Origin of the sequence: Martinezella miluonensis (assembly GCF_900094545.1) — a bacterium.
Taxonomy (GTDB): domain Bacteria; phylum Pseudomonadota; class Alphaproteobacteria; order Rhizobiales; family Rhizobiaceae; genus Rhizobium; species Rhizobium miluonense.
In genome coordinates, this window is sequence record NZ_FMAH01000013.1 from 26551 (window position 1) to 44067 (window position 17517).

General features: G+C 59.7%; 18 protein-coding genes and 1 riboswitch. Of the genes, 7 read left to right on the top strand and 11 right to left on the bottom strand.

All coding sequences use genetic code 11. From position 1 onward, the window contains the following. Positions 1 to 52 precede the first annotated feature (52 nt). The 3 genes from GA0061102_RS13240 (at position 53) to GA0061102_RS13245 (ending at position 1872) form a co-directional block, all read left to right on the top strand. Complete coding sequence (locus GA0061102_RS13240; RefSeq protein ID WP_092848020.1) at positions 53 to 283, top strand: transposase; 231 nt, start codon at positions 53 to 55, stop codon at positions 281 to 283. Beyond that, complete coding sequence (locus GA0061102_RS33160) at positions 284 to 460, top strand: hypothetical protein (protein WP_167667977.1); 177 nt, start codon at positions 284 to 286, stop codon at positions 458 to 460. 131 nt (positions 461 to 591) lie between these two features. Continuing rightward, positions 592 to 1872: an ATP-binding protein gene (locus tag GA0061102_RS13245; RefSeq protein ID WP_092848025.1), complete on the top strand. Its 1281-nt coding sequence runs from the start codon at positions 592 to 594 to the stop codon at positions 1870 to 1872. Positions 1873 to 2159: 287 nt separating this feature from the next. Here GA0061102_RS13245 and GA0061102_RS33165 read toward each other — a convergent pair whose 3' ends face one another. From GA0061102_RS33165 to GA0061102_RS13280, 7 genes are all read right to left on the bottom strand, one after another. After that, complete coding sequence (locus GA0061102_RS33165) at positions 2160 to 2360, bottom strand: hypothetical protein (RefSeq protein WP_167667978.1); 201 nt, start codon at positions 2358 to 2360, stop codon at positions 2160 to 2162. Positions 2361 to 2457: 97 nt separating this feature from the next. After that, entirely contained in the window at positions 2458 to 3186 is a 729-nt protein-coding gene (locus GA0061102_RS13255; protein ID WP_092848032.1) for an SIS domain-containing protein, read from the bottom strand. Between the two features lie 23 nt (positions 3187 to 3209). Then, positions 3210 to 4367, bottom strand: a complete 1158-nt coding sequence (gene nagA, locus GA0061102_RS13260) for an N-acetylglucosamine-6-phosphate deacetylase (RefSeq protein WP_092848040.1) — start codon at positions 4365 to 4367, stop codon at positions 3210 to 3212. Then, a complete protein-coding gene (locus tag GA0061102_RS13265; RefSeq protein ID WP_092848049.1) occupies positions 4367 to 5398 on the bottom strand; it encodes an SIS domain-containing protein in 1032 nt (343 codons plus the stop codon). The genes nagA and GA0061102_RS13265 overlap by 1 nt, the downstream gene beginning before the upstream one ends. Beyond that, entirely contained in the window at positions 5395 to 6168 is a 774-nt protein-coding gene (locus GA0061102_RS13270; RefSeq protein WP_092848055.1) for a GntR family transcriptional regulator, read from the bottom strand. The genes GA0061102_RS13265 and GA0061102_RS13270 overlap by 4 nt, the downstream gene beginning before the upstream one ends. A 122-nt stretch (positions 6169 to 6290) precedes the next feature. Then, on the bottom strand, positions 6291 to 7316 hold the full coding sequence (locus GA0061102_RS13275; RefSeq protein ID WP_092848061.1) for an aldose epimerase family protein: 1026 nt from the start codon (positions 7314 to 7316) through the stop codon (positions 6291 to 6293). A 259-nt stretch (positions 7317 to 7575) separates the two neighbouring features. Beyond that, the gene (locus tag GA0061102_RS13280; protein ID WP_092848068.1) at positions 7576 to 8163 is read right to left on the bottom strand and encodes a TetR/AcrR family transcriptional regulator; all 588 of its coding nucleotides are present in this window, start codon (positions 8161 to 8163) and stop codon (positions 7576 to 7578) included. Positions 8164 to 8304: 141 nt separating this feature from the next. On the opposite strand from GA0061102_RS13280, the gene GA0061102_RS13285 reads away from it, so the two are divergent. Then, the gene (locus tag GA0061102_RS13285) at positions 8305 to 8862 is read left to right on the top strand and encodes a DUF308 domain-containing protein (RefSeq protein WP_092848070.1); all 558 of its coding nucleotides are present in this window, start codon (positions 8305 to 8307) and stop codon (positions 8860 to 8862) included. Between the two features lie 53 nt (positions 8863 to 8915). Here the strand turns inward: GA0061102_RS13285 and GA0061102_RS13290 are convergent, their stop codons facing one another. The 3 genes from GA0061102_RS13290 to GA0061102_RS13300 form a co-directional block, all read right to left on the bottom strand. Beyond that, positions 8916 to 10103 (bottom strand): vWA domain-containing protein, encoded by a 1188-nt coding sequence (locus tag GA0061102_RS13290; protein WP_092848073.1) that lies wholly within the window; start codon positions 10101 to 10103, stop codon positions 8916 to 8918. 3 nt (positions 10104 to 10106) lie between these two features. After that, complete coding sequence (gene metA / locus GA0061102_RS13295) at positions 10107 to 11033, bottom strand: homoserine O-acetyltransferase MetA (RefSeq protein ID WP_092848074.1); 927 nt, start codon at positions 11031 to 11033, stop codon at positions 10107 to 10109. Positions 11034 to 11082: 49 nt separating this feature from the next. Further along, positions 11083 to 11160, bottom strand: a riboswitch (SAM riboswitch). A gap of 282 nt (positions 11161 to 11442) precedes the next feature. Next, positions 11443 to 12285: an AAA family ATPase gene (locus GA0061102_RS13300; RefSeq protein ID WP_092848077.1), complete on the bottom strand. Its 843-nt coding sequence runs from the start codon at positions 12283 to 12285 to the stop codon at positions 11443 to 11445. 167 nt (positions 12286 to 12452) lie between these two features. Here GA0061102_RS13300 and GA0061102_RS13305 point away from each other — a divergent pair, with 167 nt between their 5' ends. After that, a complete protein-coding gene (locus GA0061102_RS13305) occupies positions 12453 to 14303 on the top strand; it encodes an ABC transporter ATP-binding protein/permease (protein WP_092848080.1) in 1851 nt (616 codons plus the stop codon). A gap of 106 nt (positions 14304 to 14409) precedes the next feature. Here GA0061102_RS13305 and efp read toward each other — a convergent pair whose 3' ends face one another. Then, positions 14410 to 14979 carry an elongation factor P gene (efp, locus tag GA0061102_RS13310; RefSeq protein WP_092848084.1) on the bottom strand — a complete coding sequence of 190 codons (570 nt, stop codon included), beginning with the start codon at positions 14977 to 14979 and terminating at the stop codon, positions 14410 to 14412. Positions 14980 to 15130: 151 nt separating this feature from the next. Here efp and epmA point away from each other — a divergent pair, with 151 nt between their 5' ends. Both epmA and GA0061102_RS13320 read left to right on the top strand, forming a co-directional pair. Further along, complete coding sequence (epmA, locus tag GA0061102_RS13315; RefSeq protein WP_092848089.1) at positions 15131 to 16195, top strand: EF-P lysine aminoacylase EpmA; 1065 nt, start codon at positions 15131 to 15133, stop codon at positions 16193 to 16195. Then, a complete protein-coding gene (locus GA0061102_RS13320; protein ID WP_092848093.1) occupies positions 16192 to 17244 on the top strand; it encodes a lysine-2,3-aminomutase-like protein in 1053 nt (350 codons plus the stop codon). Before epmA ends, GA0061102_RS13320 begins: the two co-directional genes overlap by 4 nt. Positions 17245 to 17517: the final 273 nt, after the last annotated feature.

Genomic DNA, 17517 nt, shown 5'->3' on the forward strand with positions numbered 1-17517 from the left:
GTTTTTCGCGCTGTTGCGCAAGAGAAACTGCTCGGCAGTTTTCCGGAATTAGGTGGCAAATGCCACAAGGTTGGTGTTTGAAATAGCCATCAACCTGCGGGCACATATAACCATATCTCTCGACCTCGTCGGGTTGGCGATCCTTCGGCGCGTGAACCACAGCCTGGCGTACCAGACCGAGGATGGCACCGACACGAACAGGATCGAGAGCTTCTTCGCCCGCGCCGAGCGCGCGCATGTCGGCATTCATCACCGCTTCTCGGTCAAGTACCTGGACTGGTAGATGGCGATGGTCGCCTGGAAGGAGGACACTCGCTACATGGGGTTGCGTTGGCAGCTCGCCGACGTGCTGCACACCGTCACCCATCGCACGACGTCGGAGAACCTCTGCGGCTACTGGCAGGGTGCGGCAGAGCGCATCGAGGACCAGGTGTGGGCCGAGAAGTCCAACGCGTACTGACAGTTCCACCAGGGCGCTATTGACACTTTTACCAGGGTCCTATTGACACTTTCACCAGATTTCTATTGACGCTTTTACCGATACGCTATTACAACTTTCGCCATATCGGTTTACTGAGAAAAAGAAGTGTCATGGACGAGAGCCTTCTCCCGCGTCATCTGCAGCCCCAACTTAGAGCCGCACTTACATCAGCGCGCGTGGTAAACATTATTGGACCGCGTCAGGTCGGGAAGACGACACTGGTACGCGATCTATTGACCGTTGGAAAATTTATCACCTTAGATGAAGAAGGTGTGCTTGCAGCTATTGAGGCTGATCCAAAAGGACAGATGGATGCCCTTTTGGCTGAGACGAAAGCAGGCCCCCTCATTATCGATGAAGCCCAACGATCAACGAAATTAGCTTTGGCGTTGAAGAGAATCGTCGACGAAAACCGAGCAATGGGTCAGTTCGTCCTGACAGGCTCATCCAACGTTTTCATTTCCGCGCACGTGGCGGACTCGTTGGCGGGGCGGGTTCATACAATGACGATGCTTCCAATGAGTGTCGCTGAAACAAAGCGCATGGGGCCCGCGAAAATTCTCGATTGGGCATCGGCGAAGGACCGTCCCGATCCGCTAGACCTGCCTAAACCAGAAACGTTGTCCAGGGTACAATACATCGACTTGATAGTCGCAGGCGGTTTCCCCGAGATACGAACTCTAGAAGAGCGCTGGAGGCAAAATCGATACACAGACTACGTTGACAGTGTCGTGGAGCGCGACGTTGCGTACATCTTAAAAATAAGAAAATCAGACGCCATGAGGCGAATGATCGATCAACTAGCGACGCGTGTCGGAAACGAGCTGAATATAGACGAACTATGTTCAAACATCAGCTTACAAAGGAATACCACCGAGACCTACCTCGATATTCTAACCAAGCTCTCTCTGTTGCGACGATTGCCTGCGTGGACCTCCGGAGAGTCCAAGCGCGACATACGCCAACCAAAAATCCATCTTGTGGATACTGGGATCGTCGCGGCTTTGAGGAGTATGAACGCCCAGAGCTTCAATATTGGCGCGAATCCCACAGCACTCGGTGGCCTGTTCGAAAATTTCGTTTTCAATGAAATGTGGAAATCCCTCCCTCATCAGATGCGCCAGTGGCGGCTTTATCATTGGAGGCAGAGAGGGCGCGAGATAGACATCCTTGCTGAGTCAGACAGAACGATTATCGGCTTCGAGATGAAGGCATCGACTACGGTTGAAGCAAAGGATTTTCAACATCTGCGGTGGTTTCGAGAAGAAGGCCCAGGTATGAACCGTCCCTTCGTCGGCATCGTTATCTATATGGGGGAGCGCGTGCTCAGTTTCGGCGAAAACATATTCGCGCTCCCTCTGTCGATATTTTGGTCATTCAATGACAGTTAGCCGAGTTGGCGGGCCCAGTTTGACCCTCGGACGCTTACCTGGCGATCTCCCACAATTTAGACGACCATCGGAAGCACCTGACGAGCGAACCAGCCCTGTCTGCTCCATACGTTCGAGGAGGCCCGAAAATCGACCGGCAAGGTTCGGACTAATCCCGTCGATCTCGGACCCGAAGCCTTCTCGTTCAGCAAACTGTTTCGACAGATCACCTGCCAAGATCGGCTCTTCCGCGTCTCGGAGGATTTCAAGCACACTGCGGCGGACATCACGGCCTCTGAGAAGGTCGGTCACACGGCGACCAGGTGTAGATCGATCCTTCCTCTTGGGCGGCTGAGGAGCCGCAGATGCCGCGCTGGATCAAAGACCTTGATCACGGTTACGAACGCCGCCTTCTGCGATTCCAAGGCGAGCGCTTCGGCCTCTATCTCCTCAAGCCTGGCATCCAGCTCGGCCAGCTTGCCCTTCAATTCCTCGACGATCGACACCATACAATCCAACTCCATCGGAAGAGCTAGAGGTAACAATTTCAGTGTCTGGAATCTTGTGGCATTTGCTACCTAATTCCGCAGTTTTCCTGTCATTACCCTAAAGATGCGGATTACGCGGACGGTACTTCTTGACCAGCCGCTGATTGGTTTCCTTGGCGCCGGGCATGTTGGCGCTGAGGTAGACGGGCGGATCGCCATCCTTGCAAAGTTCGGCGGCGACATCGGCAAAGATGGCGTTCAGCACAGTGGCCCCAACGGCGGTCGAGGCCGGGCCGACCTTCAGGCCGGTGCCCGGCAGGTCGATCATGGCGTCGCCGGGCGGCAGACCGTTGTCCAGCACGATATCGGCGACATCGGCAAGCTTCCTGCGGCCGTTGGCAATGGCGGCCGAATAGGCAAGCGAGGTGATGGCGATGACCGTGGCGCCGATCTCGCGGCCGTAATCCGCCGCCTCAAGCGGCGCTGCATTGACGCCGGAATTGGAGGCGATGATCAGTACATCGCCCGGCTGCATGCCGTAGCGCTCGAAGATCGGGCGAATGAGGCCTTCGGTGCGCTCATAGACCGAGCTGATGACGGCACCTTCATGCAGCATGGCCGAGCCGACCAGCACCGGGACGGTGAAGGCGAGGCCGCCAGCACGATAATGCACCTCTTCCGCCAGCATATGCGAATGGCCGGTGCCGAAGACGTAGACGCGACGATCGGCGCGTGCGGCCGCGCAAATAGCGGCGGAAGCCCTCGACATGGGCTCGGCAAGCGCTTCGCGCAGGGTTTCCAACCGGCCGATAAGGCCGGAGAAATAGCGGTCCGTGACTGCGGTCATGCCGAGCTTCCTTTTCGAGTGTCTCAGGCTGAAGGCTGGCCCGAGATCCATGTTTCGGTAACTTCGATACCGTCGTTGATGTGAACGAGGTCGGCGCGGGTTCCCGGCGTCAGGTGGCCGCGATCGGCAAGCCGCAGGAAGCGGGCGGGATAGGAGGTCGCCATGCGCAAGGCTTCCGCCAGCGGCAGCTCGAGCACGTTGACACCGTAGCGGATGGTCGAGGCCATATCGACGTCGGAGCCGGCCAGCGTGCCATCGTCCAACGTCAGTTTCGAGCAGTAGCCACCCTTGGTGCGGTAGACCGTGCGGCCGTTCAGCGTGAAGCTCGGAAGATCGGTGCCGACGAGCGACATGGCATCGGTGACGAAAAACAGCCGGCCTTCGCCGCGCTTGGCGCGCAGCGCGACCCTGAGTGCCGTCGGCTCGACGTGATGGCCATCAGCGATGATGCCGCACCAGGGGGCGGGGTGGTCGATCGCGGCGCCGACGAGGCCGGGCGCGCGATGGCCCATCTGGCTCATGGCGTTGAAAAGGTGGGTGACGCCACGGGCGCCGGCATCGAAGCGCGCATTGGCGGCTTCCGTCGTGCAATCGCTGTGGCCGATGCTGACGATGACGCCGCCTTCGGCGAGCGCCTGTACCTGCCGCTCCGTCACCTGCTCCGCGGCCATGGTGACCAGCAGCGTGCCGATCGCCTCGCGGGCGCGGATAAAGGTTCTGACGTCGTTATCCTCGACCGGACGCATCAGCTCGGCCAGGTGCGCGCCCTTGCGGGCCGGCGCCAGATGCGGGCCTTCCAGATGCAGGCCGGCGACGCCGCGATTGGCTTTCACGGCTTCGACGGCAGCTTCGATGGATGCAGTCGTGGCAGCCGCGACATCGGTGATGAGGGTCGGCAGGAGCGAGGTCGTGCCGTAGGGGCGGTGCCCCTCGGCGATCATATACATGGATTCCGGCGACGGTTCGTCGTTCAGCATGCGGCCGCCGCCGCCGTTCACCTGCGCGTCGATGAAGCCCGGCGACAGGACGCCGCCCTTCAGCTGGATGGTTTCGGCGTTGTCGGGCACGTCGTTGACGCTGGTGATGGCATGGATGCGGCCGTTGCCGATCACGAGTGCGCTGTCCTCGTGAAAACGGTCGCCATCGAAGATGCGGGCGCCTGTAAGGACCTTGTAATCCATCACATGGTCTCCGTTACCTTGAGGAGATTAGCCGGCTTATCAGGGTCGAAGCCCTTGCGGCGCGTCACTGCCTCGATCAGGCGATAGTAGCAGAGCAGCGAAACCAGCGGGTCGAGCAGGCCGTTGCCGGTGCTGGGCATGTGAAGGTTGATGCCGGCGAGCGGAGCCGTCGAGAAGGAGACGGCGGTGGCGCCGAGCTTCTGCAGGCGCTCCAGTGCCTGTGCATTGTTGGGGAAGGCGGCATCGTCAGGCGAGAAGGCGACGATCGGGAAGCCCGGCTGTACGAGGCGCATTGGACCATGCATGAGCTCCGCCAGCGAGAAGGCTTCCGCGTGCAGGCCTGCGGTTTCCTTGGCCTTCAATGCTGCTTCGAGCGCGATGGCGAAGGCCGGACCGCGTCCGCCCGTATAGAGCGAGGAGGCGTTGAAGAGCACGTCTTCGGCGGCCTTGCCGTCGATGCCCGAGGTTGCGGCCAGTGCTTCCGGCAGTCTTGCGAGGCCGTCAGTCAGCGCCTTGTCCTGCGAGATCGCAGCCGTGACGCCGGCAAGCGCGACGGCGGCGGCGATGAAGGACTTGGTGGCGGCAACGCTCTGTTCTTTACCGGCATTGAGGCCGAGCACGATGTCCGCTTCCTTGGCGAGCGGGCTATCGGTGACGTTGACGACGGCGATCGTCGTGGCACCGCCCTTCTTGGCGGCGGCCTGCAGCGCAATGATATCCGGGCTGCCGCCGGACTGCGATACCGTGAAGTGGATGCCGCCCTTCAGATGCAGCGGCGCGCCATAGACGGAGGCGATCGACGGGCCGACAGAGGCGACCGGGATGCCGCGGGAGATTTCGAACAGATATTTGAAGAAGGTGGCGGCGTGGTCGGAGGAACCGCGCGCTGCCGTGGTGATCAGTGACGGGTTGGTCGATGAGAAAAGCTTCGCGATTTCGGCAAAGGCTGGCTTTTCCTTTTCAAGCAGCGTTGCAACTACCTCCGGCGACTGGCCGGCTTCCGTCAGCATCAGGGATTGGGTCTTGCTCATAGGTCATCTCCAATTCTCAATTCGGTAACAAAATCATAGGCATCGCCGCGATAGTGCGAGCGGGTATATTCAACGACACGCTGGTCCGCGAGGCGGGAGACGCGCTCGATCAAGAGTGCCGGTGCTCCGGCCTTGACGGTCAGGATCGATGCGGAAGTGGGGTCCAGCGTCACGGCCGTCAGTCTCTGTTGCGCGCGCACGGGCTTGAAGCCCCTGGCGGCCAGCGCATCGTAGAGCGACCCCTCGGATATGGCGTCTTCGCCCAGGAATTTCATGGGAACGACGGCGCGCTCGATGGCGAGCGGCTGACCGTCCGCCAGGCGCAGGCGGTCGAGCCGCAGCACGGGTTCGTCAAGACCGAGGCCGAGGAGGAAGGTTTCCTCCGGCGCCGGCGGGCTGATGGTGCGCTGGAGGATGCGGGCTGCCGGCTCGCGGCCGCGCGAACGCATGTCGGCGGAGAAGGAGGAGAGGCGCCAGAGCGGCTGCTCGATGCGCTCGACATGCTGCGAGACGAAAGTCCCGCTGCCGTGGCGCGATTCAATGACGCCCGAAGCAAGCAGGTCGCGATAGGCGGTTCTGACCGTCACCCGGCCGATCTGCAGGGCGCCGGCAAGATCGCGCTCGCCTGGCAGCGCCGTCCCCGACTTCAGCAGCCCTTCCTGGATAAGGCCCGTCAATGCCAGTGCCAGGCGCTTATAGAGAGGCCCGCTCCCGGTCCCCTCGCCGAGACCGCGATTGTTCAATTCAGCGATCAAACTGGTTCTATCCATGGCGGCTATTTAGAACCTATTTAGAACCAATTCACAAGGTGAATCTATCCCTCGACCCAAAAAGAATCGGCCGGGCGCTTTGGACGCCCGGCCGATTATTGTGAGAACAGGGCATGCCCGGTTCAGTTCTTGGTAAAGATGTAGTCCGTTTCCTGCCGCAATACCTCGCCCGGGCGGAGCACGGCATTGGGGAAGCCTTCGTGATTGATGGCATCCGGCCACACCTGGGTTTCCAGGCAGAAACCGGCGAACGGGCCGATCTTGCGTCCGTCATGACCGGGAACCGGGACGTTGAGCTTGAAGGCGGTGTAGAATTGAACGCCGGGCTCGGTCGTGCGTACTTCCAGCGACACGCCGGAATTGACGCTGCGGGCGAGCACGACGGAACGCTTGGCGGTGCGCTCGCCGGAGAGGCAGAAATTGTGGTCGTAAAGTGCCTGCTCTGATCCCTCGAAACGCTTCATCGGCGACATCTCGCGGAAATCGAACACGGTGCCTTCCACCGAGCGGATTTCCCCTGTCGGTACCTGCTTATCGTCGGTCGGGGTGTATTGATCGGCGGCGATCATGATGTCGTGGCCAAGCGTGTCGTCGCGGCCGTCGAGGTTGAAATAGGCGTGCTGGCAGACATTGGCGAGGGTCGGCTGGTCGGTGGTCGATTCGTAGGTGACAGACAGCTCGCCGTTGCCATGCACCCGGTAGGTCGCCTGGATCGTGCAGTTGCCGGGATAGCCGGCGCGGCCATCGGGATCGACGATCTTCAGCACGACACGGTCGGTATCGTGCTCAACAATGGTCCAGTTGCGCTTGGCGATATTGTCCTTGCCGCCGTGCAGATGCGTGACGCCCTTCTCGTTGAGCTCGAGCTGGTACTGCTTACCGTCCAGCGTGAAGCGGCCGGCGCCGATGCGGTTGGCGCAGCGGCCCGGCGTCGCGCCGAAATAGGAAGAATGGGCGGGATAATCGGGGAAATTGTCGAAGCCGAGCAGCAAGGCAGGCTGGTGGCCCTCAAGCCTCAGGTCCTGGATGACGGCGCCCCATGAGATAACATGCGCGGTCAATCCGCCGCCGACGATCTTGACGCGATAGACGGTATCCCCATCGGCCGTTGTTCCAAAAACTTCCCGCTGCAAAGTATTTTCCGTCATATCAGCTCATCCATGGCTATCGAAAAGGCGAGGCCAGACCCTGCCCCCATTCGCATCGTTCCGCAACCGGTCCGAAGGTGAAATCTAGGGGCGGTCGATGGTGGATCAAGCCTCAATTTGGCTTTCTCTCATCGCTCCGGAATGCCAACCTGCGCCGCAAATGTGCAGCGCGTACGACAGGCGAGTGTATCGGTGCCTGTTTTGGCTCGTGTGGTCGGCCCCAACGGTCATCCGTTGAATACTTCCGCCTGGCGGTTCTCTAACTATGCGGCGTCAGCAGCTTGGCGATTTGGGGGGTGACGATTGCGGTGAACAGTCCGCGATTGCCGAAAGCCCTCGCAGAAAGCATTGCCCCATGAACGGACGCCATCAGCATTTGGGCCTCCTCTTCCGGCTGCTTGGCCAATCGGAACAGGTTCTGCTCCGCTCCAGCTTCCAGCACCGAGGTAAGCCATTGTGCGAGACTATTGAAATGGGCGCGGACGCGGGATGCGACCTCTTCCGGCAACATCTGCATCTCGCAAGCGAGCATCGCACAGACGCAGAAGGGCAACGAGGCATCGCGAATGCACGCCTGCCAGAAATTCACATAGGACTGTAATTGTTCAGCAGGGCTTGGGAACTGCTCACGAAGAGAATTCAGCCCCACTTCCGCCTGCTGCCGGTAGCGATCCACCAGCACCGAGACCAGCTCGGCCTTCGTCGGAAAATGATGGTGGATACTGGCCTTTCTGATGCCGATCGCGGCCGAGATATCAGCATAGCTGAACCCGTTGTAGCCTCCGGCGACGATGAGAGACTGCGCGGTGTCGAGAATTTTTTCGGAAGTGGAAGTCGTTGATTTCATGTCGCTGCCTACCTTCTGATAGGTCGTTTGTCAAGGTGTCACGGCACTTCCGATCCCTCACAAAGAGGTGTTCAATCGTCGGGTTGACTTTGTCAATTTTATCTCCCTACTAGTAGGTAGATTTCAAAATGGAGCCTACCGATGTCAAGCAATTCTTTGAGTCAGTCCAGCTGGCTGCGATCCTATTATTTCGTACGTGCGCTTTTCTCCGTCGCATGGATTGCCGCCGCCATTCTTCTGCGCGGGCAGCCTGGTGCCATCGCGTTTTTGCTTGTGATCTACCCGGCGTGGGACGCCCTCGCCAATCTGGTTGACGCACGGGTAAACGGCGGTCTGAAAGCCAACTCTTCCCAAGCGTTGAATGTCGTCGTCAGCACGATCACCGCGCTTGCCGTGATCGCGGCGGTCAGCGACAGCACCTATGCTGTTCTGGCGGTGTTCGGGATTTGGGCGATCTTTTCTGGTCTGCTGCAGCTGTACACGGCGGTAAGGCGTTGGCGCCATTATGGCGCACAATGGGTGATGATCCTGAGTGGCGCCCAATCGGCCCTTGCCGGTGGATTCATGATCAGCCGATCGCTTGGCACGGCAGCGCCGACGATCCTGGACATCACCCCCTATGTGGCGTTCGGCGCATTCTACTTCCTGCTTTCGGCAATCTGGCTCTTCGTTGCAGCCTATCGCAAGGCAGATGCATAGACATTCCCTGGTGCGGCGGCGGCAACGCTAAAGTCATCGAGCAAAGGCAATGCTCAGCGCGACAATTCCCGCGTCGCTTTTTCCAGGCCGCCGAGGGTCAAAGGATACATGCGGTCGCTCATCAGGCGGCGGATGATGGAGATGGAGGTGGTATGGCCCCAATAGTTTTCCGGCACGGGATTGAGCCAGATGCATTTGCGGAAATGGCCGGTCATGCGGGCGAGCCAGGCCTCACCGGATTCCTTGTTCCAGTGTTCAACCGAGCCGCCCGGATGGTTGATTTCGTAGGGGCTCATCGATGCATCGCCGACGAAGACGACGCGATAATCGGAGCCGAAGGTGCGGATGAGATCGGTCGTTGCGGTGATATCGACGCGACGGCGGCGATTGTCCTTCCACACGCCTTCGTAGAGGCAGTTGTGGAAGTAGAAATATTCCATGTGGCGAAACTCTGATCGGGCGGCGGAAAACAGCTCTTCGACCACGCGGATGTGGTCGTCCATCGAGCCGCCAACATCGAAGAACATTAGGAGTTTGACGGCGTTGCGGCGTTCCGACCGCGTCTGGACGTCGAGATAGCCATGCTCGGCGGTGGAGCGGATGGTGCCGGAGAGATCCAGTTCTTCGGCGGCACCCTCGCGCACCCAGCGGCGCAGGCGCTTCAGCGCCACCTTGATGTTGCGGGTGCCGAGCTCGACGCTATCGTCGAGATTCTGGAAGTCGCGGCGATCCCAGACCTTGACCGCGCGCCGATGGCGGGATGTTTCCTGGCCGATGCGCACGCCTTCCGGGTTATAGCCGTAGGCGCCGAAGGGCGAGGTGCCTGCCGTGCCGATCCATTTCGAGCCGCCCTGATGCCGGCCCTTCTGCTCGGCCAGCCGCTCGCGCAGCGTCTCCATCAGCTTGTCGAAGCCGCCGAGCGCCTCGATTTCCTTTCTCTCCCCGTCGGTCAGATGCCGTTCGGCGAGCTTGCGCAGCCATTCTTCGGGAATTTCGGTCGCTTCGACCATATCGGCATTGCCGCCGATCGCCTCGACGCCCCGGAAATAGTCGGCAAAGATCTGGTCGAAGCGATCGATGAAGCGCTCGTCCTTGATCAGCGTCGTGCGCGCCAGATAGTAGAAGGCCTCGACGTCATAGTCGGCAATTCCTTCTTCCATTCCCTCAAGCAGCGACAGGAACTCCCGGAGCGTTACCGGAACCTTCGCTTCCTTCAGCTTCAGGAAGAAGGGAATGAACAAGCCTCAAGTCCTTTCCTGGCCGATCTCCTCCACATCATACGGCGTGGTTTGGTAGATCTCGTTGATCCAGTTGCCGAAGAACAGGTGTGCGTGGCTGCGCCACCGGTTCTGGGGGGGAATCTCCGGGTCGTTGTGCGGGAAGTAGTTGTGCGGCATCTTGATCGGCACACCCGCATTCACATCGCGGAAATACTCATCCGCCAGCGAGGTGGAATCATACTCCACGTGATTGAACATGTAGAGCCGGTTGCAGGCCTGTTCGTGGACGAGGCAGACGCCCATCTCGCTCGAATCCATCAGGATCTGCAGGCCAGGCACCTTCTCGATGTCGGCGCGCTTTACCTCCGTCCAGCGCGAGACCGGCACGGCGAAATCGTCGGAAAAGCCGTTGAGATAGACGGAGGAGGGCTTCAGGTTCTGGTGGCGGTACACCCCGAACGCCTTTTCCTTCAGCGTATATTTCGGCACCTTGTGGAAGTGATAGATCGCCGCCATTGCGCCCCAGCAGACGTTGAGCGTCGAATGGACGTTGGTGGCCGTCCACTCGAAGATCTGCTGCATTTCTTCCCAGTAGGTCACATCTTCGTATTCGAGCAGCTCGATCGGCGCGCCGGTGATGATGAAACCGTCGAACTTGCGGTGCTTCACCTCGTCCCAGGTCTGGTAGAAGGAGAGCAGATGCTCCTCGGAGGTGTTCTTGGCCTTGTGCGCGCCGATGCGCACCAGCGAAAACTCCACCTGCAGCGGCGATGCGCCGACTAGGCGCGCCATCTGGACCTCGGTCTTGATCTTGTTCGGCATGAGGTTGAGGAGCCCGATCTGAAGGGGGCGGATATCCTGACGGAACGCCACCGTTTCGGTCATCACCCGCACACCCTCGTTCTGGAGGGTTTCAAACGCGGGCAGCGTATCGGGAATCTTGATGGGCATTGTTTCCACTCGACCAAATACAAAAAAACCGGCCGCGATAAGAATCGCTACCGGTCCGCACGCGGCCCTTTAGCGACTTATTTAACGTGGCTGCAAGCCGGCCGGCCAAATCACCACGAGGAGAAATGCATAAACCTGCTGTTCCGACTGGTCAATGGGCTAACTCCAAGCCCGGGAGACTGCCTCGCTCTTCGAGGCCTTGGCGCTTGCGCTGACGCTTCAACGCCAAGGCACCCCAGGGTGGGGCAGAGAGGTTTTTTGTCCAGCCGCAGAAGATCAGTCCTCGCCCTGAGGCGCGGAGGTTGAAAGCTGTAGCCTCGAAAGGCGATGGTAGGTGATCCTGCACCTTCCTTTTTTTCGAGAGAGACGACGCTTGCAGATTTATATTCAGGAAATACTGCGATTTGCTCTACTTCCCCTGCCCCCGCGCCATGAAGGCCAGCCGCTCGAAAAGGTGGACGTCCTGCTCATTCTTCAGCAATGCGCCATGCAGCTTCGGTAGCGCATTCTTCGCATCGGCGCGCAGAGTGCCGGGATCGACATCGTCGGCGACCAGCAGGCGGATCCAATCAAGGGCTTCGGAGGTCGAGGGTTTTTTCTTCAGGCCCGCCACGTCGCGGATTTCGAAGAATTGCGTCAGGGCCGCGTGGACGAGTGTCTGCTTGATGCCGGGATAGTGAACCTCGACGATGCGCGCCAGCGTCTCCATGTCGGGGAAGCGGATATAGTGGAAGAAGCAGCGGCGCAGAAAGGCGTCCGGAAGTTCCTTCTCGTTGTTCGAGGTGATGATGACGATCGGACGGATGGCGGCCTGGATGGTTTCGCCCGTCTCGTAGACATGGAACTCCATGCGATCGAGTTCCTGCAGCAGATCGTTTGGAAACTCGATGTCGGCCTTGTCGATCTCGTCGATCAGCAGCACGCATTTCTTCTGTGAGGTAAAGGCCTGCCAAAGCTTGCCCCGTCTGATATAGTTGCGGACATCGTGAACTCTGATGTCGCCGAGCTGGCTGTCGCGCAGACGCGAAACGGCATCATATTCGTAGAGCCCCTGCTGGGCCTTCGTCGTCGATTTGACGTTCCATTCGATGAGTTCGAGCCCGAGTGCTGCCGCGACCTGGCGGGCGAGTTCGGTCTTGCCCGTGCCGGGTTCGCCTTTGACGAGGAGCGGGCGCTCCAGCCGGATGGCGGCATTGACGGCAACCATTAGATCCTTGTCGGCAATGTAGTCCGCAGTTCCCTGAAATTGCATTGGTGGGCTTTCTCAATCTTTCAGCTGCAAGCTAATTGCTGACCTAATTCGGTTCAAGACGCGAAAACGTGTATATAGGAACGTGATCGCACACCGGTCTGCCACGAGGATGGACATGAGGGTGGGTCATGATTAATTGAGGGGATGTGCGTCGCAGGGAAGTGCTGATGGCAGTTGAAGCGCAAGCCAAGCCGAATATGCAAGGCAACGAGCAGGTCGGGTACGATTTCAGCCTTTTCTTTCGGCTGCGGATGATGTTCTCGGCGTTCTGGAATTCGCCGGTCCGCATCAAGATCATTTCGCTTACCGTTGCGCTCTTCGCAATTATCATGGTCACCGCCTACGTTCAGGTGCTGCTGAACAGCTGGAACGCTCCCTTCTACGATTCGTTGGCGCGGCGCGATATCTCCGCCTTCTTCCACCAGCTCGGCGTCTTCGGCATGATCGCCGGCTCGCTTCTGGTTCTCAACGTCATCCAGGCCTGGCTGAACCAGATGACGGCGCTCTACATGCGCGAGGGACTGGCGAGAGATCTGGTGAACCAGTGGCTGCAGGCCAAGCGCGCGCTTCGCCTTGCTTCCTCCGGTCTGATCGGCGTCAATCCCGACCAGCGTCTGCACGAGGATGCCCGCAATCTCGCAGAGAGCACGACCGGCCTCGCTATCGGTCTGGTACAGGCGACAATCCTGCTTTTGAGCTTCATCGGCGTGCTCTGGGAGCTGTCGAGCGGCATGGTCTTCCATTTCAAGGGCGCGAGCTTCTCCATCCCGGGCTATATGGTTTGGGCGGCGATCCTCTATGCCGGCTCGGCATCCTTCCTTAGTCAATTCGTCGGCCGTCGCCTGGTGCGGCTGAATGCCGACCGCTATTCCAAGGAAGCCGAGCTGCGCTTCGCGCTCATGCATGCCAACGAGCATATGCCGGCGATCACCATTGCCGGGGGCGAGGAGAACGAGCGCCGGCGGATCAATCTCGATATTTCCGCCGTGCTTGCCGTCATCCGCCAGCTCGCCATCGCCAATACCAACCTCACCTGGGTTTCCGCCGGCTATGGTTGGCTGGTGCTGATCATCCCGATCCTGGTGGCGGCACCCGCCTATTTCTCCGGCGGGCTCACCTTCGGCCAGCTCATGGTGGCGGTCGGCGCATTCAACCAAGTCAATTCGGCCCTGCGCTGGTATGTTGCTAATTTCGGCCCGATCGCGGAATGGCGTGCGACGTTGATGCGCGTCACCGACTTTCGGCAGGCCCTGACGGAGATGGACGACAAGACTCCGATGCCGCATACCCTCCTCTTCGACAAGGCGGCCCCCGGTACCATGGTGTGGACCGACCTGGAGGTATCGACGAAGACAAGTGACGAGGCCACCGAGAATGGCTTCCGGATTGCCGAGGGCACGGTCACGATCAATGCCGGCGAGCACATCATGATCAACGGCGACCATGGCGTGAACCGGAGATTGCTGTTCGAGGTGTTGGCGCATCAATGGTATAGCGGTGCCGGAACGGTCAGCCTGCCGCCGATGGAAGACATGCTGTTCGTGCCGCACACGCCCTATGTGCCGACCGGTACACTCAGGGAGGCAATCTGTTTCCCGGACGATACGGATGCCTATGATGATGCGGCCGTCGATGCCGTCATGGACAAAGTGGGCCTCGGCCGCTTGAAGAGCCGCCTCGACACGCAAGCCCGCTGGGACCGCTTGCTGGATACCGAGGAACAGAAGGCCGTCGGCTTTGCGCATCTGCTGCTGGCGAAGCCGAAATGGATCATCCTTGATGATGCCTTTGAAGGGCTGGAAGCCGAAGTTCAAGCGCAGGCCTGCGCCATGCTGGCCGACCTCGCCGATGTGACTATGATCTATATCGGCCGTTCCGATGCTTATATGCACGCGCTGTCGCCGCGCCTCCTGCATATGCAGGCTCTGGCCCCGCAGGAGCACAGTATCGCCATAGATACACCTTCCGAAGCCGCCGATGCGGGCCCGAAGAACGAGAAGAAAGCCAATACGCGATAGCGCGATCTTCTAGGCGTTGGCGACGCTGGTGTGGCTTCAATTCGCTCAAAACGAAAAACGCCCCGTCCAAGAACGAGGCGTTTTCATGCAAGCAAGAGGTTAAGGCTCAGTCCTTGGCGCGTTCGACGTAGGAATTGTCTTCCGTGGCGATGACGACGCGGGTGCCGGCGTTGATGTGCGGCGGTACCATGGTGCGTACGCCGTTCGACAGCATCGCAGGCTTGTAGGAAGAGGAGGCCGTCTGGCCCTTGACGACCGGTTCGGTCTCGGTGATCTCCAGCGTGACGTGGCGCGGCAGTTCGAGTGCCAGCGGAATGCCTTCGTGGATCGACAGGATGCAGGTCATGCCTTCCTGCAGGTAGGCCTTCTGGTCGCCCATGGTTTCCACGTCGACGACGACCTGGTCGTAGTTGGCGGGGTTCATGAAGTGGAAGCCTTCGCCATCTTCATAAAGGTACTGGAAGTTCACGTCTTCGACGAAGGCGCGCTCGACCTGCTCGGTGGTGCGCCAGCGCTCGGAGACCTTCACGCCGTCGACGATGCGGCGCATGTCGACCTGGGTGACCGGCGTACCCTTACCCGGATGAAAGTTCGCGGCGGTGAGAACGACGTAGAGCTTGCCGTCGACGTCGAGAACGTTGCCCTTGCGGACCGAAGAGGCGATGACCTTGACCATAAGACTTCCTTGTAACGCTGCGTTTTGCGTCGTAGAGGGACTGTCGAAATGCTCTCCGAGACGCAGCAATTGTTTGCTTGGGGGCGCAACTACCCTAAATCAATGGAAATTGCCACCCCCAACGCGGCTTGCGCCCCGAAGAAAGCTAGGAATGAAGCCAACGACGAGCAAAGCGTCCCCCTGGTGGACCCGCAATGTGCACGCGGATCGGCGGCCGTTCCTCATTGGGCGCAACGCGATCCAGGCGGCGATACGCATGTTCTTTGCGAGCAACGATTTCATCGAGGTCGATACGGCGACGCTGCAGGTATCGCCCGGCAACGAGGCGCATCTGCATGCTTTCGAGACCGAGGCGCTGACGACGGACGGCAGAGTATTGCCTCTCTATCTTCATACGTCGCCCGAATTCGCCTGCAAGAAACTGCTTGCGGCCGGCGAAGAGCGCATCGCCTGCTTTGCCCATGTCTACCGCAACCGTGAGCGCGGGCCGCTGCATCATCCGGAATTCACCATGCTGGAATGGTACCGGGCCGACGAGAGCTATGAGATTCTGATGGCCGATTGTGCCGCGCTACTGGGACTTGCGGCTGAGACGGTGGGGGCGAAGAAATTCAGCTATCGAGGCGCCGAGGTCGATCCGTTCCTGCTGCCCGAGCGCATCAGCGTGGCAGCCGCCTTCGAGCGTTATGCCGGCATCGACCTCTTCGCATCCATCGGTTTCGATGGATCGACGGATCGCGAGCGCCTGGCAGCGGACATGCGCCAGGCGGGCATTCGCGTTGCCGACGACGATCTTTGGCCTGATCTTTTCAGCCGGGTGCTGGTCGAGAAGGTCGAACCTAATCTTGGCTTCGGCCGCGCCACGATCCTCGACGAATATCCTGTCTCCGAGGCGGCACTGGCCCGGCCATCGGCTGGAGATCATCGCGTTGCCGAGCGTTTCGAGCTCTATGCCTGCGGCGTCGAGCTTGCCAATGCCTTTGGCGAACTCACCAATGCCAAGGAGCAGCGCCGCCGGTTCGAGATCGAAATGGCGGAAAAGCAGCGCGTCTATGGCGAGACCTATCCGCTGGATGAGGATTTTTTGGCGGCGCTTGCCGTCATGCCGGCGGCGAGTGGCATCGCGCTCGGCTTTGACCGGCTCGTTATGCTGGCAACCGGTGCCTCACGGATCGAACAGGTGCTGTGGGCGCCGGTCGCGGAGTACGACCCATGAATTCGATGCGTCCGATCCGCAACATCAGCGAACTGGAGCGCGCCGGCCTGATCGATGCCGATCAGGCGATCGAGCTGGAGGCTGTGGCCGAGCGCTATGCGGTGGCTCTGACACCGACCGTCATGCGCTTGATCGACCCAGCCGATCCGGCCGATCCCATCGCCCGGCAGTTCGTGCCCGATGCGGCCGAGTTGTTTGTCACCCCCGAGGAACGCGCCGATCCGATCGGCGATCACGCACATAGCCCGGTCGAAGGCATCGTCCATCGCTATCCCGATCGCGTGCTTCTGAAGGCCGTGCATGTCTGCCCGGTCTATTGCCGCTTTTGTTTCCGCCGCGAGATGGTCGGGCCGCAGGGGCTCGGAACGCTGGATGGCGATGCGCTGGACGGCGCCTTTGCCTATATCCGCGATCACGACGAGATCTGGGAGGTCATCCTCACTGGCGGCGATCCGCTGGTTCTCTCACCGCGGCGGCTGGAAGAAATCCTGGGACAGCTCGCCAGTATCGACCATGTGAAGATCGTTCGCTTCCATACGCGCGTTCCTGTCGTCGATCCGGCGAAGATCGACGCGGCGTTGATCGCGGCGCTGAAGGCGAGCGGCAAGACCGTTTATGTAGCCCTCCATGCCAACCACCCTCGGGAGCTGACGGATGAGGCGCGGGCTGCCTGCGCCCAGCTGGTTGATGCCGGGATCGTGCTGGTCAGCCAGTCGGTGTTGCTGAAGGGCGTCAACGACAATCCCGACGTGCTGGCGGCTTTGATGAAGGCTTTCGTCGAGACGCGGGTGAAGCCGTACTATCTGCATCATCCCGATCTTGCGCCCGGTACCAGCCATTTTCGTATGACGATCGCGGAGGGTCAGGCGATCGTTGCAGCTCTGCGCGGGCGCATCTCTGGCCTTTGCCAGCCGACTTACATACTCGATATTCCAGGCGGCTATGGCAAGGCGGATATCGGCGCAAGTTCGGTTCGCCAGCTGAGCGAAGGCTGCTATTCGGTTTTGGATTATCGCGGCGACGATCATATCTATCCGCTCGAGGCCTAGATTCGGCCCTTTTACCCTACGCTTGCACTGACGCTAAGATTGTTATGAGATTTTTCGAATAAAACGTAGTGGCGAGTTGGCGCGTTAACCTTATTGCGGGCAACGCCCTCTCACAGAGCTACCGGAACAAAATATTAGAAATCATGAATATTCGTGCGCAAACGGCAAGTTGCATGCTTTACGTGTGGTAAACTCCAATCGGATAAGTGTCGAATATAGACTTTTCCTACGAAGTATAAGTCAGTTGCATTTACCACGTCGATTAGCGGAATG